The 21,946-nt window shown below is 54.0% G+C and carries 24 protein-coding genes; 2 read left to right on the top strand and 22 right to left on the bottom strand.

What is annotated here, in order from left to right:
• Positions 1 to 10 precede the first annotated feature (10 nt).
• From AKL27_RS25345 to AKL27_RS25250, 20 genes are all read right to left on the bottom strand, one after another.
• Positions 11 to 1,192 carry a flagellar hook protein FlgE gene (locus AKL27_RS25345; protein WP_050465679.1) on the bottom strand — a complete coding sequence of 394 codons (1,182 nt, stop codon included), beginning with the start codon at positions 1,190 to 1,192 and terminating at the stop codon, positions 11 to 13.
• A 21-nt stretch (positions 1,193 to 1,213) separates the two neighbouring features.
• Positions 1,214 to 1,612, bottom strand: a complete 399-nt coding sequence (locus tag AKL27_RS25340) for a flagellar hook assembly protein FlgD (protein WP_050465678.1) — start codon at positions 1,610 to 1,612, stop codon at positions 1,214 to 1,216.
• Positions 1,612 to 2,172 carry a hypothetical protein gene (locus tag AKL27_RS25335; protein ID WP_157057097.1) on the bottom strand — a complete coding sequence of 187 codons (561 nt, stop codon included), beginning with the start codon at positions 2,170 to 2,172 and terminating at the stop codon, positions 1,612 to 1,614. The genes AKL27_RS25340 and AKL27_RS25335 overlap by 1 nt, the downstream gene beginning before the upstream one ends.
• Before the next feature lie 242 nt (positions 2,173 to 2,414).
• On the bottom strand, positions 2,415 to 2,915 hold the full coding sequence (locus AKL27_RS25330; RefSeq protein WP_050465676.1) for a flagellar export protein FliJ: 501 nt from the start codon (positions 2,913 to 2,915) through the stop codon (positions 2,415 to 2,417).
• On the bottom strand, positions 2,912 to 4,234 hold the full coding sequence (locus AKL27_RS25325; protein WP_050465675.1) for a FliI/YscN family ATPase: 1,323 nt from the start codon (positions 4,232 to 4,234) through the stop codon (positions 2,912 to 2,914). Before AKL27_RS25325 ends, AKL27_RS25330 begins: the two co-directional genes overlap by 4 nt.
• The gene (locus AKL27_RS25320) at positions 4,231 to 5,013 is read right to left on the bottom strand and encodes a FliH/SctL family protein (RefSeq protein WP_198156088.1); all 783 of its coding nucleotides are present in this window, start codon (positions 5,011 to 5,013) and stop codon (positions 4,231 to 4,233) included. Before AKL27_RS25320 ends, AKL27_RS25325 begins: the two co-directional genes overlap by 4 nt.
• A gap of 41 nt (positions 5,014 to 5,054) precedes the next feature.
• A complete protein-coding gene (locus AKL27_RS25315; protein ID WP_157057096.1) occupies positions 5,055 to 5,663 on the bottom strand; it encodes a hypothetical protein in 609 nt (202 codons plus the stop codon).
• The gene (gene fliF, locus AKL27_RS25310) at positions 5,660 to 7,129 is read right to left on the bottom strand and encodes a flagellar basal-body MS-ring/collar protein FliF (RefSeq protein ID WP_083439291.1); all 1,470 of its coding nucleotides are present in this window, start codon (positions 7,127 to 7,129) and stop codon (positions 5,660 to 5,662) included. Before fliF ends, AKL27_RS25315 begins: the two co-directional genes overlap by 4 nt.
• A 64-nt stretch (positions 7,130 to 7,193) precedes the next feature.
• On the bottom strand, positions 7,194 to 7,502 hold the full coding sequence (gene fliE / locus AKL27_RS25305) for a flagellar hook-basal body complex protein FliE (protein WP_050465672.1): 309 nt from the start codon (positions 7,500 to 7,502) through the stop codon (positions 7,194 to 7,196).
• Positions 7,499 to 7,954, bottom strand: a complete 456-nt coding sequence (gene flgC, locus AKL27_RS25300; protein WP_050465671.1) for a flagellar basal body rod protein FlgC — start codon at positions 7,952 to 7,954, stop codon at positions 7,499 to 7,501. The genes fliE and flgC overlap by 4 nt, the downstream gene beginning before the upstream one ends.
• A 14-nt stretch (positions 7,955 to 7,968) precedes the next feature.
• Complete coding sequence (gene flgB / locus AKL27_RS25295; RefSeq protein ID WP_050465670.1) at positions 7,969 to 8,352, bottom strand: flagellar basal body rod protein FlgB; 384 nt, start codon at positions 8,350 to 8,352, stop codon at positions 7,969 to 7,971.
• Positions 8,353 to 8,386: 34 nt separating this feature from the next.
• Positions 8,387 to 9,454 carry a flagellar basal body P-ring protein FlgI gene (locus tag AKL27_RS25290; RefSeq protein ID WP_232311102.1) on the bottom strand — a complete coding sequence of 356 codons (1,068 nt, stop codon included), beginning with the start codon at positions 9,452 to 9,454 and terminating at the stop codon, positions 8,387 to 8,389.
• A gap of 68 nt (positions 9,455 to 9,522) precedes the next feature.
• Complete coding sequence (locus AKL27_RS25285; protein ID WP_157057095.1) at positions 9,523 to 10,104, bottom strand: flagellar basal body L-ring protein FlgH; 582 nt, start codon at positions 10,102 to 10,104, stop codon at positions 9,523 to 9,525.
• 5 nt (positions 10,105 to 10,109) lie between these two features.
• A complete protein-coding gene (locus tag AKL27_RS25280; protein ID WP_050465668.1) occupies positions 10,110 to 11,099 on the bottom strand; it encodes a flagella basal body P-ring formation protein FlgA in 990 nt (329 codons plus the stop codon).
• A gap of 18 nt (positions 11,100 to 11,117) precedes the next feature.
• A complete protein-coding gene (gene flgG / locus AKL27_RS25275; protein WP_050465666.1) occupies positions 11,118 to 11,915 on the bottom strand; it encodes a flagellar basal-body rod protein FlgG in 798 nt (265 codons plus the stop codon).
• A gap of 43 nt (positions 11,916 to 11,958) precedes the next feature.
• A complete protein-coding gene (locus AKL27_RS25270; protein ID WP_050465665.1) occupies positions 11,959 to 12,702 on the bottom strand; it encodes a flagellar hook-basal body protein in 744 nt (247 codons plus the stop codon).
• A 16-nt stretch (positions 12,703 to 12,718) separates the two neighbouring features.
• The gene (gene flhA, locus AKL27_RS25265; protein ID WP_198156086.1) at positions 12,719 to 14,764 is read right to left on the bottom strand and encodes a flagellar biosynthesis protein FlhA; all 2,046 of its coding nucleotides are present in this window, start codon (positions 14,762 to 14,764) and stop codon (positions 12,719 to 12,721) included.
• A 2-nt stretch (positions 14,765 to 14,766) separates the two neighbouring features.
• Entirely contained in the window at positions 14,767 to 15,867 is a 1,101-nt protein-coding gene (locus AKL27_RS25260; RefSeq protein WP_050465662.1) for an EscU/YscU/HrcU family type III secretion system export apparatus switch protein, read from the bottom strand.
• Positions 15,867 to 16,670, bottom strand: coding sequence for a flagellar biosynthetic protein FliR (locus AKL27_RS25255; protein WP_083439289.1), 804 nt, complete (start codon positions 16,668 to 16,670; stop codon positions 15,867 to 15,869). The genes AKL27_RS25260 and AKL27_RS25255 overlap by 1 nt, the downstream gene beginning before the upstream one ends.
• Before the next feature lie 4 nt (positions 16,671 to 16,674).
• On the bottom strand, positions 16,675 to 16,941 hold the full coding sequence (locus tag AKL27_RS25250) for a flagellar biosynthetic protein FliQ (protein WP_050465660.1): 267 nt from the start codon (positions 16,939 to 16,941) through the stop codon (positions 16,675 to 16,677).
• Between the two features lie 461 nt (positions 16,942 to 17,402).
• Here AKL27_RS25250 and AKL27_RS25245 point away from each other — a divergent pair, with 461 nt between their 5' ends.
• Entirely contained in the window at positions 17,403 to 17,648 is a 246-nt protein-coding gene (locus AKL27_RS25245; RefSeq protein WP_050465659.1) for a type II toxin-antitoxin system Phd/YefM family antitoxin, read from the top strand.
• Entirely contained in the window at positions 17,645 to 18,031 is a 387-nt protein-coding gene (locus AKL27_RS25240) for a type II toxin-antitoxin system VapC family toxin (protein WP_050465658.1), read from the top strand. Before AKL27_RS25245 ends, AKL27_RS25240 begins: the two co-directional genes overlap by 4 nt.
• A 250-nt stretch (positions 18,032 to 18,281) precedes the next feature.
• On the opposite strand, the gene AKL27_RS25235 is transcribed toward AKL27_RS25240, so the two are convergent.
• Together AKL27_RS25235 and AKL27_RS25230 are read right to left on the bottom strand one after the other, a co-directional pair.
• Positions 18,282 to 19,016 carry a hypothetical protein gene (locus tag AKL27_RS25235; RefSeq protein WP_050465657.1) on the bottom strand — a complete coding sequence of 245 codons (735 nt, stop codon included), beginning with the start codon at positions 19,014 to 19,016 and terminating at the stop codon, positions 18,282 to 18,284.
• Positions 19,016 to 21,886 carry a LysM peptidoglycan-binding domain-containing protein gene (locus AKL27_RS25230; protein WP_050465656.1) on the bottom strand — a complete coding sequence of 957 codons (2,871 nt, stop codon included), beginning with the start codon at positions 21,884 to 21,886 and terminating at the stop codon, positions 19,016 to 19,018. Before AKL27_RS25230 ends, AKL27_RS25235 begins: the two co-directional genes overlap by 1 nt.
• Between the last annotated feature and the right edge of the window lie 60 nt (positions 21,887 to 21,946).

Raw genomic sequence — 21,946 nt, 5'->3', positions numbered from 1 at the left:
ACACTACGCATTACTTGCCTTTCATCGCAAACAATTGCTGCAACATTTCATTGGCAGTAGAAATCACTTGCGAAGATGACTGATAGCCACGCTGCATGATCACCAGGTCGCTGAATTCCTGCGACAGGTCGACGTTCGAAATTTCAATTACCCCGGCGCGTACCACGCCGAAAGCTCCCTGATTGGCTGCACCGCGATGCCAGGCTGCAGAATTGATTGCATCAAACATATTACCGCCTACGCTTGCCACTGCATCCAACGTATCGAAATAGCTCAATGCAAGGCGAGGCCCCTTAACTGTCTGGCCATTGGAGTAACTCAGCAACAAAGTACCGGATTCATCAAAGGTCGTTTGCGTCATGGAGCCTGCGCCATATCCATCTTGTGAAGCCATGGCAAGATTGGAGACATTACCGGAAGCCAGAGATGTGACGTCACTACTGAAATCCAGAGTAACTGGAATAGCCGACACTCCAGCCGGTGCATAGGTAAACGTTATACGCGCAGTAGAAGGGATAATTTTGCTATCGAGAAACGCCACCGAGCCGGTACCGACCGTGGTGGTTCCATCCAGTATGTTGACGCTCCAGGTACCGACTCCTGCAGTTCCGGTATTAGTGAACTGCAGCGATAGCGCATGCTCACCACCATTGCGATCAAATACCTTAACACCGCTCACCGCCTGAGTTGTCGCGGTACTTGACAGGTTTCCCGAGAATTTGACCGTATTCGTCGCCTTGGGTAGATTGGTAAGCAAACCCGCGATGCTGATTTCCTGCAATCCGCCGCCGGAATCCAAACCCATCACTTTTGCCGAATCGGCCTTGTTAACCAACGTGCCATTAATATCAAACTTGAACTGTCCGGCGCGCGAATAGTGCAACTTGCCGGCTACATCTTTGAGAGTAAACAGACCCTGCCCGTCCACCGCCATATCCAATGCATTATTGGTACTGCGCAATTCTCCCTGTTTGAAATTCAGAGTGGTGCCGGCGGTATTCAAACCAAAACCAAGTTGGCCATTGCCACTGCTGCCATACAGATTGCCGCTGGAATAGAACAGATCGGTAAATTGCAAGGTTGAACCCTTGAATCCCGGTGTATTCATATTGGCGGTATTGTTGGAGATCGTCTTGAGACCGCGCGAATAGCCCAGCAAGCCGGACATGCCTACAAATATAGAATCGAGCATGATTTTCCTTTGTATTCAGGCTTATCGCACCGACGCAATTTGCGCCAATCCAATGCCAGTTAATGTTTCACCGGCAGCCGTCAACACGGTGATCTGCGGCGCATCGCCGCTCAGCGCCAGTGCTTTGACCGTACCTGTTACAGTACCGCTGGCAGTGGTGATATCCACGGTACGACCGATCAGCCCGACCGATTGCAAAGCCGCTTGCGTCGATATCAACTGGTCGATTTTGGTGTTGAGTTGCTGCGTCTGCTCCAGCGAAGTGAACTGCGCCATTTGTGCCATGAACTGTTGGTTGTCCATGGGTTTCATCGGATCCTGATAATTGAGCTGCGTCAGCAAAATTTTCAGGAAATCCTGCATATTCAGGCTACTGGCCTGAGTAGTTGATGCGCCGCTACTGATTGCATCTATCGCCATTACGCCTCCTGCCTGGAAAAATACGAATAAAAGGAACTTGCCTGATTGCCGCTGGCAGAGTCATCTGGAATGTTTGTCTGCGGAGATTCCTCCCCGCTATCGATTTGATAGATCAAATTGCCATTGCACGTCGCCGACAATAATTGCACGCCTTCTGCTGCCAGCAACATACGCGATTGCATCAACAAGGCTTCCAACTGTGTCGCCGACAGGCCATCGTCCGGCCCTATACCTAGCCACAAACGGACATCCTTGCCAACCCGTTCCAGCGTGACCCGCGCCGCAGAAACCTCGGCGGCATGCATCTCTGACGACTGCAATTCATCATTGGAAAGAAACGTCGGCTCAAGCTGCTCGGTCAGGTCTCCTGGCTCTGTTTGGGATCGTTTCAAATTCAGCGCCACCAGGTGATTCAGCTTTTGCATCAGCATAGATTGCCCAGCCGGTACAGTCGCTGTACGCAATGCCGCTGCCGACAAACCATTGACGGTCACTGCCTGCTGCTGCACCGGCACAACGACGATTTCAGTATCCGCTGGCAAGGTGGTCGGTGGCATCATCAACAAGGTTGCTGCAGGTACCGGTAACCGTCGTACCACGCCCGCATCAGGCGCCTTGGCAAAACTGTTTCCCTGTTCCTGCTGTCCCGGCGTCAATGGATGATCGAGCCAGCCATCCATTTGGGCGCGTTCCATCTCGCGCAGCCAGGCCGACTGCACTGAACTTTGTGGTCCGGCCCCTGCCGTGCCAGAGGCGCGCGATGTTTTTGTCTCTAATCCGCTGAGCGGAGACAACACTGTGCTCATAGAGCCTCCTTAGCGATATCCTGTTGCGCCAGATCTTGTCGCCATAAACTGCGTGCACTCCAATCACGGTCGGTTTCATTTGCTTGCCGCGTTTGCTCTTCACGCACATAGGCATCCAATACCTGTGCACGATGCTCTTCCAGCATTTGAATGCTGATTTGCTGCGCTACACAAGCTTGGCGTGCCACCTCCAGATCTTCTCGCAACTTGTCCACCTGCAGTTGCTGGTTGGCGATGGCGCTTTGTGAACCAGTCAAGAAGGCTATTGTTCGCTGGTACATGGCTGGGTCCAGCGTTTTCCCGGCACTAAGACTCAAGGCATTTCCTTGTTCTAACAACGCGTCACGCGCAATCTCCAGCTGCACTTCGGCCTGTTGCAGTGCTTGTCGGATATCGCCCATTTTCTTTTGCAGGGACTCCAGTTCCCACTCTTGCTTGCGCAGCAGCGCTGCCAATGGGTAATTAAAACCGCGCAGATCGACAGCCGCTGTGCTCATGCAGGCCTCCGTAATATTGCCTGCAATTCAGACTGCGCCTGGCTGCGCGAGACACCGCCCTGACGTTGCCCGAGAAAACCGTGCAATGCATCTTTCATGCGCAAGGCCTGATCGAGTTCAGGATTGCCACCTGCCTGATACGCGCCGATATCTACCATTTGGCGGTTACGTTCGAGTACTGCCATCGTTTTGATCGCATCCTGCGCCAGTTGTAGCTGCTCCGGAGAGCACAGGTCGGGCATCAGCCGACTCGCGCTTTTGAGTACATCCAATGCCGGATACAAGCCTTGATGTGCCAATTGTCTGCTGAGCACAAAATGGCCGTCGAGAATCGCGCGCAAGCTATCCGAAATCGGTTCATTCATGTCATCACCTTCCACCAGTACCGTCAACAAGGCCGTGATCGCGCCACCTGAGGGGGCCGTTCCGCAGCGTTCGCAAATCTCCGGTAGCTCAGCAAATACCGACGGTGTATAGCCACGTGCGGTTGGCGGCTCACCGGCCGACAATCCGATCTCGCGCCGCGCCATCGCAAAACGGGTAATGGAATCCATTGTCAGTAACACTTGCCGCCCCTGATCACGGAAGTACTCGGCAATGGCAATCGCGGCATAGGTGGCTCGCACTCGCGCCAGCGCAGGCTGATCGGCGGTCGCCACCACCACCACTGAGCGTTGCAAACCATCCGGGCCGAGTTGCTTTTCCATGAATTCACGTACTTCACGACCACGCTCGCCAATCAATGCGATGACGTTGATATCGGCGGTGACGTGGCGGGCGATCATGCCGAGCAGCGTACTCTTGCCGACGCCGCTGCCCGCGAAAATCCCTACCCGCTGACCATGTCCAATGGTCAACAAACTGTCTATGCTGCGCACGCCGGTTTCCAGCACATGCTCGATGCGCGGCCGCTGCATCGGATTGATGGTGCCACCCTTGAGCGCACGGCGCGCATTCAGCTGCGGCGCCGGCAAGCCATCAAGAGGAACGCCAAAGCCATCTACCACCCGGCCCAGCAATGCCTCGCCAACGCCTATCGTCGCTTGCATACCCTCTGCGACTACTTCACATCCGGCAGCCAGCCCCTGCAATGCACCATACGGCATCAACGTCACTACACCAGGGCGAATTCCCACCACTTCGGCCAGCACATACTCTTTGGAAGTACCATCGTCGCTGCGTGGATAAATCCGACATAGCGCCCCCACCGCGACATCCGGTCCGGTAGCTTCGATTGCCAGTCCGCTCAGCTTGCTGACGTAACCTGTTTTACGGGTTAGCGTCGTGCTGCGCAGCGCTTGCAAATAGGCCGCGTTCATATGGCAGTTTCGCTGGATGACGAAGCATCCAGCACTTTGTTAGCAGGCGCGACCGGGCATTCGGCGCGGACCTTGAGTAACACACTTGCCAATTCTTGAAGCTGTACTTCGAGTCGAGCGTCGAGCGTGCCATCCGGCGTATCGATCAGACATCCGCCCAGCTTTACTCGCTGATCAGCTTCCCAGCCTATGCCCTTGCCTTTGAGGGATGCCAGAGCGGCATCATCTTGCAACAACGAAAAGTCATCGGGATGCACCCGCACTGAATACGACTGACGTCCGGCTGCTTGCGTTAATGCCTGTCGTACTGCCAAACTCGCACCTGCCTGACTGACAAAGGCCTCGCCCAGCATGTGACATACCGCCTCATAGGTCAGCGCGACCATATCGGCTTCTGCAGTTTCAAGGTGCCGGGCATATTGCTGCGGCAGTGAATGCAACAACGCCAACAGTTGCTGTTCGCGCGCATGGAGAACTTCACGCGCCTCTACCAGATCTTGCGACGCCTGTTGTTCGCCCTGCTTCAAACCAGCCAGATAGCCTTCTTCATGCCCCAGACGCAATCCTTCTTCGCGTCCTTCGATGAGACCGCTCTCCCGGCCCTGCTGCACACCCGCATCAAATCCTTCGCGGCGGGCTTTTTCATGCAGTTCCGTGAGCGAGTAGGCATTGACCTCAACATCCGCCGCCGGAGCTACCACTACCGGCATCTCAACCGACTCAGCCACGCGTGAACGTGCTGCAACTGGGCGCAACAATAGTCTGGGCTGCGCATGCAAGGCGGCTTGCTGGAGAATCGGCGAGGACATAGGCGGTCGTGTCATGCGCAGTCCTGATTGCGCAAATGACGTGGCTTACGCCAGCGCGCTAACGAAAACAGCCCACCCGATCCAATGCTTGAGGCTGGTTTGATAGTTGATTTAATTGTAGTCACCGGCTCCGGCTGCTGCTTCAATAGTTGCAGACGTTGGGCCGCGACCTTGACCAAGGCATTGCTGAAATGCGGCGCCGGTTGCACTACCGTATGCACAAAACTTTCGATCTGCCGCCGTTTCAATGGTCCCAGTTCAATCAGCAATGCACTGCTCCATGACCATTTTTTGCAAGCCAACAAGCGCGCCACCATCTGCGGCGCTTCATCCTTGAGCAAGCGAGCCATTGAAGCGGCAGAGGCATTTTCAAGCAACGATGTCGTATCGTCCTTGTCCGCTAAAGGTGAGGCGGTATCTTGCAACGTTAGCCCTGCAACGGTCTGATCCAGCAAAGATTGATCTCGCGGGATGCCCAACTCGCCCAATTCCAGCAACAGTTTCTGCAATGCTTCACGCTCGTCTGGATCCATCTGCGATAGCATCCAGTCGCGATCTTGCGACTGCAAGGAATGCAGCAACAAGGCTGCCCGACGCTGCGCGAAATCCGTTGCCATCACCGCTCTCCCGTAGTTGCGGCGGCTGGCTTCTCTTGCATCCAGTCGCGCAATTGCTGCAGCATGGCTTGTTTTTGCTGCTCCGACAGCGGCGCCTGAACGGTGGCGTCTGATGTGCGGCTGCGCCACCAGAAGACGCCAACGACAGCAATCAGAATCAGTCCGAGCAGCAGTGATATCAAGGTTGAATTGACTTGCTGCATTGCTGCAGGAATCGATTTCCCATCCATTTCCTTGGCTGCAAAAGTTGACTTCAGCGTGGCGTCTGGTCCTTCACCCGTTGGAGCAAACTGCGTGTCACCGTCAACTCCCGCGCCTAATGCCGCCAGCGGCTGCACCACGACGGTATCACCGCGTTCGGTCGAAGCACCAGCTGCGGCTGCCACTAAACTACTGATCCGCTCCAGCTGCGCGCTGTCGAGCGGCTTGCTCACGACCGCAACGACATTGATATGGCGAATCGCACCGGGTGCCGCCACTACATTCTCGATCCGGCGCCCGACGCTATACTCGATATCGCGCTGCGAACTGCCGCCAGCTGGTGCCGCTTTGGCATCCAGCGGTGCCGCACCTTCGCGCAGGGTCTCGCGTTCACGCACCATCGTGCCGGTGGACGCTTGTCCATTCTTGGCTGGCGGTGCCAGCACATCTTCCGTGGTGATGCGAATCTGATCCATATCCAGTGTGACATCGACACTCGCCATAGCCTGACCGGCACCAAACGTACGATCAAGAACCGCAATCACCTTGCGGTTCAAATACTTTTCGGTTTCTTTTTTCAACTCCAGTCGCCCCACGCCACCCGCACCGTCACTGTCTCCATCACCGCGTGCATTACGTGTCAGGGCGATCCCGTGCTGATCGACAATCGTCACGTCTGCCACTGCAATCCCAGGCACAGCAGCTGAGACCAGACGTTGAATACCGTTTACTTGCTCGGCACGCAATACCTGCCCGCGCTTCATGCTCAAGTTAATGGATGCTTTCGGTACGCTGCTGGCACGCTTGAACAGACCTTCCTCTGGCAACGCAAGATGCACACGGGCAGACTGGATCTCCGACAGCCCCAGGATCGTACGCGTAATTTCCCCTTGCAAAGCACGTTGATAATTGATTTTCTGTGCAAATTCGGTCATGCCGAAGTCGGTGTTATTGAATAGCTCGAAACCGATTGTGCCGTGCAGTGGCAATTCTTTGCTCATCAATTTGATGCGGGTCTGATGTACCTGATCCTTATCTACCAGAATAGAGGTGCCGTTGTCGCCGAGTTTGAAAGGAACCTTCATCCGATCCAGCTCAGCCACCATGGCACCGGCATCCTGTGGTGCCAATTCAGAAAACAATACTTGATATTCCGTGCGCAACATCCACACGGCTACCACCAGGCCCACCAGAATGAACAGTACGCCGGCGATCAAGCCAGTGCGTGCCGACTTCCCCAAATTATTCCAAACTTCTTTCATTGCCATTCGCTCCTGCGTCGATCACATTTGATCAGCATCGATTTGATCTGCGTTGATTTAATCTGCGTTTTTACACCGACATCTTCATCAGATCCTGATAGGTTTCCAGCACTCTGTTACGTACCTGAACCAGCAGCTGAAAAGACATGCGCGCCTCTTCCATCTGAATCATGACCTGATGCAGGTTTTGTACATCGCCCACCGCCAACTGCTGCAATCCAGTTTGTGTGGAAATCAGTTGTTGATTGACCTCGCCCAAGCCTTTGGTAACCATTTCCATAAACTGGCCGGTCTGGCCGGCGACATTAGCGGCTCCTGCAGCAGGCATGACCGGTGCTGCCAGCGCTGCCGTGGCGCTGACGATGGCATCTACGCTCATGCTGCACCTCCGATATCCAATGCTTTCAGCGCCATGGTACGGGCTGCATTCATGGCAGCCACATTGGCCTCGTAAGCGCGTGTCGCACTCATCATCGATACCATTTCCACTGCTGTATCTACGCCCGGATATGACACAAAACCTTTACCATTCGCATAAGGGTGACCCGGTTCATACACCATGCGCGGCGCCACATCTGCGGCCTCAATACTGACCGTCGGCAATGCTTGCATGGCGTCCGGTGCTGTGGCGTTACCCCCGTCAACCAATGCCGTAAATGTCGCCTGTAGATTACTGGTACTACGCGCCACCACCCGCATAGGGCGAAATGCGTTACCGTCGGCGCCTTGCACGGTATTGGCATTGGCCAGATTCAGCGCGGCAACGTCGACCCGGGTACGTTCCACCGTCATACCCGCTGCGCTGATGGCAAAAGCTTGTGTATAGTCCATGTCGCTTCCTATTGTTATCGTTTGCCGTCACTGGCCGCGGTGGCCAGAATCGAAAAGTGCCGGTTCAGACCTTTGATCAGTGCTTGGTACTGCACCGTGTTCTGCGCCATTGCAGCCATTTCTTCATCTAATCGTACTTTGGCCGGCAATCCCTGGGAGTCTAACGACAACGCCAGCGTCGGACGCAATGCCGTCAGCGAGCCAGCACTGAGGCTGCCGGCATCTCTTATTTCAGCTTGAACCTGCTCCATCTGCCCGCCAAAACTCAGGTGCTGCGGCAAGTAACCGATCGTGTTGGCATTCGCGATATTGGCGGCGATGACTTGCTGCCGCAGACTGGCGGCATCCAGCGCCAGGCCCAGTGCCTGCGTGGTGACAGCTTCTATTCCTTGCAACATCTTGCCTCTCCCTCGGTTCGATACACAGTTTGAATTATTGAACTACCAGTTCCGCATGCAATGCACCTGCGGCCTTCACTGCGCGCAAGATCGAGATGATGTCGCGCGTATTCGTTTTGAGTTTTGCCAGCGATTGCACCAAGTCGGCTACCGTATTGTTATTGGCAGGCACAAAACCGGGTCCATTCTGTTCTTCGACATCAACTCGCGTGTTACTGACAATTTCGGTCCGAATGTTGGGACCTGCATTGCCGATGACAAAGGGCTGGGATGCCGAGTTGTCTGTACGTATCGATATCTTGAGGTCACCGTGTGAGATCGCCACCTTGGAAATCCGTACATCACCGCCCGATACCACGGTGCCGGTGCGTTCGTTAATCACGACCTTGGCGCGACGATCTGGCTGGACCATCACGTTCTCTATCTTGGTCAAATAATTGGTGAGCAAATCGCGGCTGGCATCAGGCACATGAATCTCCACGCCGGCAGCATCACGTGCGCGCGCCAGACCGGCACCGACCTGGCTGTTGATGGCGGTCGCAATGCGTGTAGCGGTTGTATAGTCCGGCTCTGCCAGCAAAAATACGACGCCTTGCTGAGCATTCATGATCTGCGCGCTGACACCCACCTCTACGGTGGCACCACCCGGCACCGAGCCCACGGTGGGATGGTTCTTTTGCACCACATTGCCGTTGGCATCGTAACGATACCCACCGACCGACAATGGTCCCTGCGCCAAGGCATATACCCGGCCATTGGCAGCCTTCAATGGCGTCATCAGCAAACTGCCGCCGACCAGACTGCGGGCATCGCCAGCAGAAGTCACGGTAATGTCCAGCGTGTCTCCTTCATGTGCAAACGTCGGCAGCGCCGCTGTGACCAGGACTACTGCGACGTTGCGGCTTTGCACCTGATCTGGCGCGATAGTGAGATTGAATTGCGAAAACACATTCGCCAGTGCCTGGCGCGTGGTCTTATTATTTGAGGAGTCCCCAGTTCCGGCCAGACCGGTGACGATGCCATAGCCGACGATCGCATTCTCACGCCAGCCCTGCATGCGCCCGAGATCCTTGACCCGAATGGTGTCGGCAGCGATTGCCATAAGCGGTAACCAGCATGCTAGCCATAACAGCAGGCTCCGGAACCCCAATGTACGCGACATAGTCATCATCAGAACCCCAACCAATCCATAATGTTGCGCCACCAACTACGACGCTGCCGTTCTGACAAATCGCCTTCGCCAACATACGTAATGCGCGCATCGGCCAGACGCGTCGACAACACCACGTTACCTTCCGAAATATCTTGTGGTCGTACGCGTCCCTGCAAATTGACCTTTTGCTGTTCCTCGTTGACATACAAAATTTGCTCACCGGCCAGTTTCATGTCGCCGTTCGGCAGGATTTCCGTCACTACCACGCTCAACTGTGCCAACAGGCGACTGGCGCGCTGCGTCCGCCCGCCACCGTCAAAATCGCCCGCGACATTGACCCCGGCCGCGATACTCGGATTGCGCGTCAGACTCACATCGGCGCTGATACCATTCTTGCGCCGTGTAGTGGTATCTGCGTTGGTGCTGGCGCTGGAATTCTCCAGTACCTGTACCGTTACCGTATCACCAACCCGAAACGCTTTATTGTCAGCGGTCAACGGCCGATATGCATCTTCCCGGTACAAGCTTTCCGCCTGTGTCGCAGCACCAGTAAATACCAGCAGGCAAACCAAAAATGCCTTCCCTACTATTGCACCCATGTTATTCATCGCTCCGTCATTTCCAACACGCCGACCCCGGCCACCCGCGCCGTTAACGCCCCTGACCCTGCAGCTGGTCGCACTTTGATCGACTGTCCGGTAAAACCATCCTGCAACACTTCCACCTTGCTCTCCAGCGTTACCATGCCATTTTGCGAACGCAATATTGCCGATTGGCCGCGCACGACATCCGGTATCGGGCCGACTTGACCCTCCACCAATGTGCGTCCCTGCTGGACGCTCTGCTTCATGCGCCAGGCAGTCGTATCATTATTTACTGGCAGTGCATCTTCCTTGCCGGCTTCAGCGATATCCACTTCCCGCTGTTCAAATTCACTCGCATTCACCACACTGCCAAGCGCTAAATCGCGCCGTGCCAGATAAGCGGTGCGATATGCTTGCACCTCGAAATTGACCACGACACTGCGCACATAGATATCCTCTACGACGATATCTACCCAAACTGGCATGCGTCGCGCCAGCGCCACACCGCTGGCAATTGGTCGTACCTCAAGGCGCACCGCACCGGACGGAATAACAATGTCGCGCTGCGGCCCCACCACTGCAATTTGCGTACGCTTTACACGCGCTTGCAGCCATACGTCCAACGCCAAACGTGCTTCGGCCGCGACTCGATCGGCGGCGAGTGTTTGCTGCGCCAACTCAAGCTGCACTTGATGCGCGCCGCTCCACTTGACGTCGAACTGCCGTGTATACAAGCGCAACCATTGCTCAATACGCCGTCGTTCCAACACGGTGCTGCGCGACATGTTGCCCAGACTAAGGCTGCGCAACATCGTCAAACTATCCTCATCCGCACCCGACACAAGCGCAATATCACCGAGATGAATCACTCCCGGGGTGACACGGGCATGTGAACGCAATGCGATCTCCACCGGCACCGCCCCCACCTGTCCAGGCCAAGAGGCGACAGCCATCAAGCACAGCGTAAGCAGCCATGCATGGCGTCCGGCAAGGAGCATCAAGGGATTCATGAGTAACAGCGGGAATATTTAGCGACGCAGATTATTGACCATGCCCAGCATTTCATCTGAGGCTTGCACTACCTTGACGCTGGCTTCATAGGCGCGTTGTGCCACCATCAGATTGACCATTTCTTCGACCATTTTTACGTTCGAACCTTCCACAAAACCTTGCTGCAAAGTGCCGGCGCCATCCTCGCCGGCGCGACCGGCGATGGCGTCGCCCGAAGCTTCACTAGCGCGGTAAAGGTTATCGCCCTGTGCCGCCAACATACTTGGGCTGCTAAAGCGCACCAGCTCCAGCGTGCCAGCCTGCACTGGCGCGTCTTGATCAGATAGTTGCAGCATGACGCGTCCGTCGCCACCAATCAGCAGTGCTTTGACATTGCCCGGGACGGTAATGCCAGGCGCCAACGGATACCCAGCCTGCGTTGCCAGCAAACCATCGGCATTCACCTTCAGGGTGCCCCCACGGGTATAAGCACGTGTACCGTCTGGCATGGTGACTTCGAAGAAACCGTCGCCCAATATCGCCACATCCATTGCGGAGTCCGTCTTTTTGATATCGCCCAGATCGAACATCTTCGACAAATTCGCGATACCAACTCCGGCGCCGGTCCGATACACATCCCCGAACACGCCAGAATTGCCATCCATTGCTGCCATCGGCTGCATTTGCCGAGAACCACTGACAACCATGTCCGCAAAACTGACGCGCCCCTTCTTGAAACTGGCGGTATTCATATTCGCCAGATTGTTGGCGATGGTATCTACATTCAATTGCTGTGCCTGCATTCCTGTGGCACCAATATAAAGCGCATCCAGCATGATTTTTTCCGTTTAATGAATTCGTCAGTCCACCAACCAATTACTACATTTCACCTAATTTACGAATCGCGCTACCAATCATGTCGTCATAGCCTTGCGTCACTTTCTGCATCGACTCGAAATGCCGCATCGCCTGCATCAGCTCCATCATTTCGCGTGCCGAGCTGACATTGGCGTTTTCCAGAAACCCTTGACGTAACTGGACTTCAGCATCAGGCAATTGACGCATCTCGCTACCTTCTGCATATAGCCCTTCACCTATGCGCTGCAGACGTTCGGCGTGTTCAAACTGCACTACCTTGATCTGCGCTACCGGCTTTTGCTTGTCTGTGATGTTGCCGTAGACATCAATCGCAGGCTGCGCGGTATTCAATTGAATCTCGCCGCCCTTACCCATCAATGGATATCCCTGAGCCGTCACGATCCGGCCGCGCTGATCCAGCCGAAAATTTCCTTGCCGCGTATAGGCTGGCCCTTTCTCCGTCTGTACTTCGAAGAATCCAGAACTCGCCAGCGCCAGATCCAGAGGTTGCCCGGTTGACTTTAGCGTGCCGGCACTCATATCCAGCTGCGACTGCGTTGCCGCAGTCCCGGTTGCACCGGTCATGCTCGCGGCCATGCCGGCATCCCACAGGCTGCCAAAAGCTTGAGCGCCAGGTACTGCTGCGGTACTGACTTCTCGCTTGTATGCCGGCGTCAGTGCATTGCTCAAATTCATGGCAACCTGATTCACCCGCGCCATATCACGATGCATGCTGAGCATTGCTACGCCAAGTACCTCATCCATACCGCTCTCCCTGTTTTTACAAACTCACGACACCATAGGATTTAAGTTCTATCGTCTGTGGTATTTCCGCCATCGACAACACGCGCAGATGCGGCATCACACGTTCTGACAACATCCGTACATGTCGCCGTAATTCCGGTGAGCACAGCAACACCGGCAACAAATTACTCTTCATCATGCGTTCGGCGTTTTGCACCAGACGCCCCATCAATTGCTCCGCCAGCTTCGGCTCCAATACGAACGGCTGCGTACCATCGGCAGTGCGCAGGGTATGCATCAACTGACTTTCCACCGCCGGATCCAACGTCATCACATGCAGAGCAGTCGCCTCGCCCAATAACTGCTGGCAAATTGCATGTCCCAATCTATGCCGCACTGCCTCGGTCAGATATTGCGCATCCTTGCTCGCCTTGCCTGCGTCGCTCAAGGTTTCCAGAATCGCTTCAATGTTGCGGATACTGACTTTTTCGCGCAGGAGGTTTTGCAATACTTTCTGCACATCGCTGATGGCCAGCACGGTTGGAATCAAATCTTCCACCAGACTGGGTTGCGTCTGCCGTACACGCGCCAGCAAACGTTCAGTCTCGGCCCGGGTCAACAGTCTGGCCGACTCCCGCCGCAGCACTTCCATCAAATGCGTGAGAAATACGGTTGGCGCGTCAACCAGGGTAAATTTGGCAGCAGTCGCTGCGGCCCGCTGCGATTCCTCGATCCATAGTGCCGGTAATCCATAGGTTGGCTCCTTGGTCGACTCTCCCGGTATCGATTTCACATCACCGTTCGGATGAATCGCCAGCAAACGATCAGCCTTGGCTTCCCCTCTGGCCGTCAAGACACCGTCCAAATGGATTTCGTAACGATCAGCCGTCAGCTTGGTAGTTTCGCGGAAGCGCACTTTGGGCAAGACCAGTCCGAATTCTTGTGCATGCTGTTTGCGAAACACAGCGATGCGTTCAATAAAAATACTATCGGGCAGACTGACCTGCGGCACCCAATGACTTCCTACATGGACTTCGATTGGCTCAATCGCCAGCGAAGCATAAGGATCATCGCTGCCGGTTGCCGCTGTTTCAGCAGCATCTTCCGGTCCGGCCCCGGCCGCCGCAGCACGGGTTGCAGCACTGCGCGCAAACCACCAGACCAGCGCTACGCTGCCGGCCAATACGAGGGTCGGTAATGCCGGAATGCCCGGCAATACCATCAATACCAGCAGCGCACACGCCACCAGTAACAAGGTCTTCGGAAATGAAGTGATCTGACGCAATACTTCCTGGCTCAGATTGGCATCCGATGCCGAGCGCGTCACGATGATCCCGGTGCCCAGCGCAATCACCAGTGCCGGTACCTGCGTCACGATACCGTCACCGATGGTCAGCAAGGTATAGGTTTGCAGCGCCTGGCCCCAAGGGATGCCGTGTTGCATTACCCCGATCATCAAACCACCGACAATATTGATCAGCAAAATGATGATGCCGGCGATAGCATCACCCTTGACGAATTTGCTGGCACCGTCCATCGCACCGTAGAACCCGGATTCTTTTTCCAGATTCTTGCGACGTTTTTGCGCCTCGGTCTGATCGATGAACCCCATGTTCAGATCGGCATCGATACTCATTTGCTGACCCGGCATACTATCCAGCGTGAAACGTGCTGCCACTTCCGATACCCGCTGTGCACCGCTGGTGATCACCACGTACTGCACCACGATCAAAATGAAGAAGACGATCAGACCAATGACATAGTTGCCACCAACGACATACGAGCCGATCGCACCAATCACCTTGCCGGCATCGCCCTCTGACAAGATCAGACGGGTGGCAGCTACATTGAGCGCCAGCCGGAACAGCGTCGCGATCAACAGCAGCGATGGGAACGTAGAAAATTCCACCGGTCGCGCCATGTAAAAGGTCAGCAACAGAATCAGAAAGGCAAAACTGAAATTGGCCAGAATCAGGAAATCCAGCAAGGGACTCGGGATCGGCACAAACAGTACGACCAGCACACCGAGCACCAGCAACACCATGGCGATATCTGAATGCTTACCGAAAAAATTGCGCAACATCGTCATGCTCCCTTACCCGGAACAAGTGCCCGCGCGGCATCATTGGCCTTACGCATGGCAAATACCCAGACGATAATGCGCGCCACCTCGGCATACATGGCTTGCGGGACGTATTGATCGTTATCCAGTTCACGATACAGCTTGCGCGCCAGCGTACGATTTCTGACGACCGGAATGCGATGCCGGGCTGCCACATCACGCATGGATTGCGCCACTACGCCAGCACCCTTGGCAATCAATAACGGCGAATTCATTTTTCCGTGTTCGTAACGTAAGGCCACCGCCAGATGCGTTGGATTGGTTATCAGCACATCAGCATCCTTGGTCTTGCTCGCAGCCTGGCTGCGCTTGAGCATCTCGCGCCGCAACTCGCGCAAGCGGGCGCGGATACGCGGATCGCCGTCGCGCTGTTTGGATTCGTCGCGCAGGTCGCGATGACTCATGCGCATGTTCTTGGCAAATTCGCGTCGGGTATACAGCCAGTCCAGTAACGCAATGAACGCCAGCATCATGGCGATCTTGATACCCATGGAACTGATGTCGGCAATCAATGCGCGCACATAACCGACCGGCGAATACCCCGACAGACTGAAAAACTGCGGCGCCAGACTCTTGAGTGCCAGCCAGACTGCCCACGCCAGCAACACCAGTTTCAGGCATGCCCGCACCGCATCGAACAAAGTCCGAATCGAAAACAGCCGTTTGAAACCGTTGGCGGGATTGAGCTTGCTCCATTCAGGACCAAGCGGATGCGATGACAGCACCGGACCGGTTTGCATGACATTGGTGACAATTGCCGTCAGTACAATGGCGCCGAAGAATGGTGCCAGCAGAAAGAAACTGTGACTCAGTCCGGCCGCTATCAGTTGCCACAGTACGCCCGGACTCATGTCGGCACGTCCGGCCAGTAGCAGCAACGCGCGGTCGAACTGAAACTGGTCACGCAAATGCGGCCATCCCTGCCACGACAGATACACCACCGCGACGATAAACACGATGGCGGAAATAACGTCCGGACTTTTGGAAACCTGCCCTCGCTTGCGCGCCTCATTGAGCTTGTGCGGAGTAGCCTTGTGATTGCGGTCCAGATCTTGTTCAGCCATCAGCGCACTCCCTCAAATACGCCCTGCCAGGTCTGGAATATCGACATGTATATCTTTGACATGGCTTCGCCGGCGCCACCGAACCAGAACGTCAACGCCGTCAGGCCGACCACAATCTTGACCGGGATACCCATCGCAAACATGTTCATTTGCGGCAAGTTGCGCGCCAACACACCAAGTCCGAGCTCCACCAGCAAAATGCAGAACACCACAGGTGCCACCAGCGCAAATCCCAGACTGAATAAACCAGCGGCTTGCCGCATCACAGGCGCTACGGCGCCAGCATATTGCCAAGGCGCCCCGGGCGGAAATCGATCAAAGCTGTAAACGAGGCCGCGCATCAAAGCGTGATGACCGTTCACGGTAAAGAACACGACCACCGCAACGCGGTTGAAAATGGCAGTCAGAATCGGCAATTGACGACGGCTTACCGGATCGAAGACTTGCGCAATGCCATAGCCGATTTGTACATCCAGCAATCCTCCCGCAACTGAGAACGCAGCAAACGCCATCAAAATGCCAAGTCCCAATGTGGCGCCGAGCACCAACTCACTCATTGCCGCCAACAGCAAACCGCCGGTGTCCGGCAGGACCGTAATCTGCAAAGAAGGAAAAGCCAGCGTCAACATCACTGCGAGAGAAAATACCAGCGCCATCCGAACCGTAGCAGGTACAGGGAAGGCATACAGTATCGGTGTCATGATCAATACCGCAGCTAGCCGTATGGTGATCAGAAACACGGTACAGACCCAGAGAGGATCGACAGGAAAACCCTGTCCGGAAGTGAAAATCTGCGGGTTCATGGAGTCAGAACATGGCCGGAATGCCGGTCCATAACCTCGCAGAAAATTGGGATAGCTTGTGCAGCATCCAAGGACCGAAAACAATCAGAGCAAAACCGGCTGCCAGCAACTTCGGTATGAAGGTCAGCGACATCTCCTGAATTTGCGTGACTACTTGCAAAATACTGACCAGCAAACCAACGATCATGGTCAACGCCAGCACCGGCAAGCATATCTGCAAGCCGGTCCACAACATGTCCGCCATCATTTGCAACGCTAGGTCTGCGTGCATGGTCACTTTCGGAAACGCAGGTTAACGCCCAACTCTGCAAGGTAGATATTTCTTACACTCTACGAAGCAGATTCAAGGAACATGTATTTCCAACGGAGTGGCCTATTGCGCTGTCCTAAATTGCAAAATAATGTAACTTTTGAAAATTATCGTAAAAATGATTGACTTTGCGAGACTAGCAAAAAATTAATCAAATCACAAGTAGTTTCTTCTGACCAGATCTAACTTGATGGGTTCCGTTGAACACCCCATTTATAAGGATCGCGGAGTGACTGCCGACTTAACCTGAGGCTGATTTTGTCACGCGTCGACTCCACCAACATAACCAGTCCCGTCAGATCACTCACCCAATAACATAAATAAATTGGCGAAATAACATGACACAAAAGCAACTCATTTCATTTCTTGCATACCCCGCCATAACAAACTAGACTAATAGAACTTAGTTCAAAGGATGAGTCATGCTTACCGTCAATATCCATGAAGCCAAAACACATTTATCCAAACTGATCGATCAGGCCTCGAAAGGAGAGTCATTCATCATTGCCAAAGCTGGCAAACCATTGGTAAAAGTGATGGCCCTCAATGCACCGGGACCGGAGCAACTCAAACGGCTCGGGTTCATGTCGGGGCAAGTTTCCGTGCCCGATGATTTTGATCAGATCGGTACTACTGAGATCGAGCACCTGTTCGGCGGCACACCATGAAATTGTTACTGGATACGCATATATTGTTATGGGCGGCAGGCCAGCCGGATCGACTTTCCAGTGCAGCAACCGCATTGCTCGAAGCACCGGAAAACGAATTGTTCTTCAGTGCCGCAAGTCTCTGGGAAATCGCCATCAAGCACAGTCTGGGCCGGGATGATTTCAAAGTTGATGCATCAGTACTGCGTCGCGGCTTGCTTGACAATGGCTACAGCGAACTACCCATAGTCAGCGAACATGCTATTACCGTTAGAACCTTGCCGCCAATTCACAAAGATCCTTTCGACCGCATGCTGATTGCTCAGGCCATGGTCGAGGGGATAACTTTACTGACTGCTGATGCATTGGTGGCGCAGTATCCGGGACCGATACAATCTGCTTGAAATGGATCATATAGAAACTGCGATTTCAGACCAACAACAAGATCAGCGCGCCGACAGAGCCGCCACGTCGGAAGTCCCCATATTCCGGGAATTGCATCAAGCCGAAAACAGCCGCATTGCTAACTTACAATTGGTGCACTCGGCAGGGTAAGGTCAACTGACTGCCTATTCATTGGTGGCGCAATACACTGCGCGCCACACGACGGGGTTGAATAGCAAAAACGCAGAATAAGTTCAAAAAATTCAAAGACTATACCTTCCGAAAATCAAATTCCGCAGGATTTCCACCCATCATAATATGGGCTAGATACTCGTCCAGTACATTTTCTGGATCAGCCAATAATGTAATGTCTTCAATATTATTACTTCTTACGTGGTACACCTTTTGGTCGCACTTATACTCATCCAGAAACAGTGCATCACCTGCATCATTCCAGAACCAATAACAAAAGGCCGCTGGGTTTCTAATATCTAGCGATTTCATTACATCGCATACTTGAGCTTTCTTTAACCCACTCTCCTGCCGAAAGAATTCGATATCGCGTCGCCCGGAATATCTGAACAAGGTGTTTTGCCGATCTTGGATCGCATAACTATCGTCTGTTGTAATAGAAAAAGAATCAAACCATCTGTAAATTGTGCTCCATCGGCGAGGGAGCATACGAAGTGCAAAATCGAACCCGTCCTTATCCTCAATGGCCGTTGCAGAATTCAAAGGAAAAAATAAATTCTTGTCTTCGCGTGAAAGCGCTAAATACACACGCCATACACTCCCACCGATTGCAAAATATTCCCGCGCACATAATCGTGGAGTTGACCATAATGAATCCATTATTTTTATGGTCTTAGGAAAGGCAGATGCAAATTCAGGAAACAGTCCACTCAAAGCGAGTCCAAGTGATTTTTTTACATATTCAGGAATCTCAGAATGCAAAATTTCAGGAATTTGCTCAGCATATTGATAGGTCATTGTTTCATTCAACATCACCGAGTTCCTTGATAATTTATCCGATTATATAAATCAATTTGCCTTTGGATTTGCGATCTTAGTCTATCTTGAAGTGCACTTAGATTTTGACGATACTCCACATCCAACTCTTTGTTTTTGAATGATTTCCAGTCTCCTACCTTCGCCCCTTTCGACGCATTCAGGGATTGGGGTAATGGTTGCAGATTACCCAAACCAATCCGATCCTGAAGAATGTTCGTCATTTGTTCTTTGGTCAGAGTATTGAACCCCCGCATTCGAATGATTTCAGTACTCGGAAGTATATGGTCCACCGCGATTACGTCGCCAATTGACGCCATAGTAATTTTATTATTCCTTGGCGACAAATACCCCATATCCTTATAAACTGCACGCATTTTATCAGTTACGGTCTCAATTCTAACAACCGAATCACTAACATTGATACCTATATTCAAGCGAGCATATTGTGGCGGCCGAAACACAAACACTGAGTCTTTTAAGGCCACGCGCCCTAATCCCACAACTCCCGTCATCAGACTTGCGACGTCCAATGCCAGGCCGGTACCGGCTTGGCGTGCATTGCTGTATTTCCATTCTGGTATTTGCGACAGAGGAAACGCATCAGAATCTATGCCTGCTTTTTCCAGTTGTGCATAATAACTTCCAGCAGCGACCAGATTAACCGCCGAAGTCATTGAGTTGACAGACCATTTTCCTGCCGCAACTATATTGTCGATGGGACTACCATCACCTGTCACCATTGCCTTGAGTTCAGATCCTTTTGCGTCAAGCCATCCCGTTATATTGTTCTTCCAATCTGAAATCTCTTCACTTTGTGAAGAGGACACGTTTATAGTCGGCTGCAAAAATTGTGGACGCCCAGCCTCATCGATACCAACAGGTGTAGGTTGATTGATCGCTGTTGAATTCACTCCAGCAAAAATTTCTGTCGCGGCTAACAGGATATCGCTACTACGATCCCGATTCCGACTCCAGCTTCCCGCATCCGCAAACACGTCGTTAATTAGTTGGACATTGGGGTTGCTCTCCGCCACATTCCTCACCTGCGACAGCGGATTACTCATCCGCCTGTTAGCCACATCCCGCTGGAAATCCAGTTCACCATTCTGCTTTTGCGCGATCAGCAATTGCTGTTCAGTGACACTTGCACTGGCTGCGCCATACACCGCTGCCCCCGCTACCAATTGTCCGACACTGATATTGTCACCATGCAGACCAGCATAAGTGGCCCCAGCGGCAATGCCCGACACAGTGTTACTCGCAAATTGCTTGCCCCAGTCGAATCCTTGACCGTTAGGCTGCGGGTTGTAGTCCATCGCCATATTGGCAACTTGGCCTACCGCATAACCCACGCCTGCAGCGGCAACACTGACAGCCACACCCCGCCAATCAAAGCTGTGCTGCAATCCAGATGCCGTCATGAGGCCTTGGCTCATGGTGTTAGCGATGCCTGCCTGCACCATGGTGCGAACGGGAGTACCTAGCGCGCCGAAGGTACCCATCGTCGTGCTGCCGCTCAACACCGAGCCCGCGCCGGAAGACAGACCGCCGGCCACCGCACTCAAACCGACCTGTTTCCAACTGAATTCGTCCTGAGCACCAATCGCAATACCGACGCCCTGACTGACGATCGAACCAACCGCAGCCCCGATCGCGGCCGCGCCAACCGCTGCCACAGACAGGCCTGCCGCACCGGTCATCACCGCCATACCTGCGGCCATGGCTCCCATTCCAGCAGTGCCAGCCGCCCCCATTGCCAGTGCAGCCGCTCCGGCAGTAAACACAGTCGCCACGATCGCCACTACGATCATAATCACGCTGCCCATACCACCACATCCCCCGCTATCCGAAGGCGGCGGTGGTGGCGGCGTCGGTGCCTTCGGCAAGGTCGGACTGGTGTCACCCAGTGCCTTGCCCGGGTTGTACGGTTTGAAGGTGGCGCTGGTATTGTGGATATTGGCGACCTTGTTCGGCACCACCAAGGTGCTGTTGGCCGTCAACGCATCACCCGGCTGTACACCGAGCAAGCCGTTGGCATCCGCCAGCAGATACCACAGACCTGCATCACCCCACAGTGCCCGTGCCACACCAGCCAGGGTGTCACCGGTGCGTACTGTGTACACGCTCGGTGCGCCACCCGGATATTCGCCATTGATCGGTTGATAGCTTTGATCAAAGTCGGCCGCATTGCTCGGCGTGAACTTCTGATAGCTGCGTTCGCTGCCACCTTGACGTACATTCGCCAGTTCCTGCGCGTAGTCGATGCGTTCCACGCTGTCGTTGCCGACATCGCCAACCCGATGACCATCAAAGTAATAGTAGTTGTGTGAGCGGTTCTTGCTGGCGCCATTGACCACTCCGGTGGCCGGATCGAAACTGCCACCGATCAATTCATCACGTTTGAGCACTTGTCCATCGGCATCGGTCCAGTAACGGAAGCTGCGGTTGCCGCTCTCGTCACGTGCATAACTGCTGTGGCCATTGACGTCGTAGCCGAACTGGCTGAAGCCCGGTTGCCAGACTTGATGCCAGCTGTCTACCGTGGCATTCTTGGCTTGTATCGTCACACTGCTTTGCTTGGCGCTATCCCACAGTTGATACTGATAGGTAGTGCGCAACGTGGTTTCTTCACCATAGGTCTGAATCGCCGACACGGTGCCGTCTGCCATCAGTTCATAACGACTGCCCTTGTTCAACAACTGGTCATGCTCTTGCAGCATGCGGTTGTCTTTGTCCCAGGTCCGTACGCTGTGCTGCAAGACTGTGCCATTGGCTTCGGTCGATTGATAGTCGGTGACCCGGCCGGCCAGATCGTTGGTGCGCAGTGTCCAGCTGCCATCACTCAACTGGGTCTTGGTCAGCAAGATCAGAGGATGGCGGCAGACCTGGCGAATATCAATACCCAGCTATGTTTTAGCATTGAT

This window comes from Herbaspirillum autotrophicum (assembly GCF_001189915.1).
In the GTDB taxonomy this organism is placed as follows: domain Bacteria; phylum Pseudomonadota; class Gammaproteobacteria; order Burkholderiales; family Burkholderiaceae_D; genus Herbaspirillum; species Herbaspirillum autotrophicum.
The sequence above is the reverse complement of the archived record's forward strand: the minus strand, read 5'-3'. Positions and strand labels throughout refer to the sequence as shown.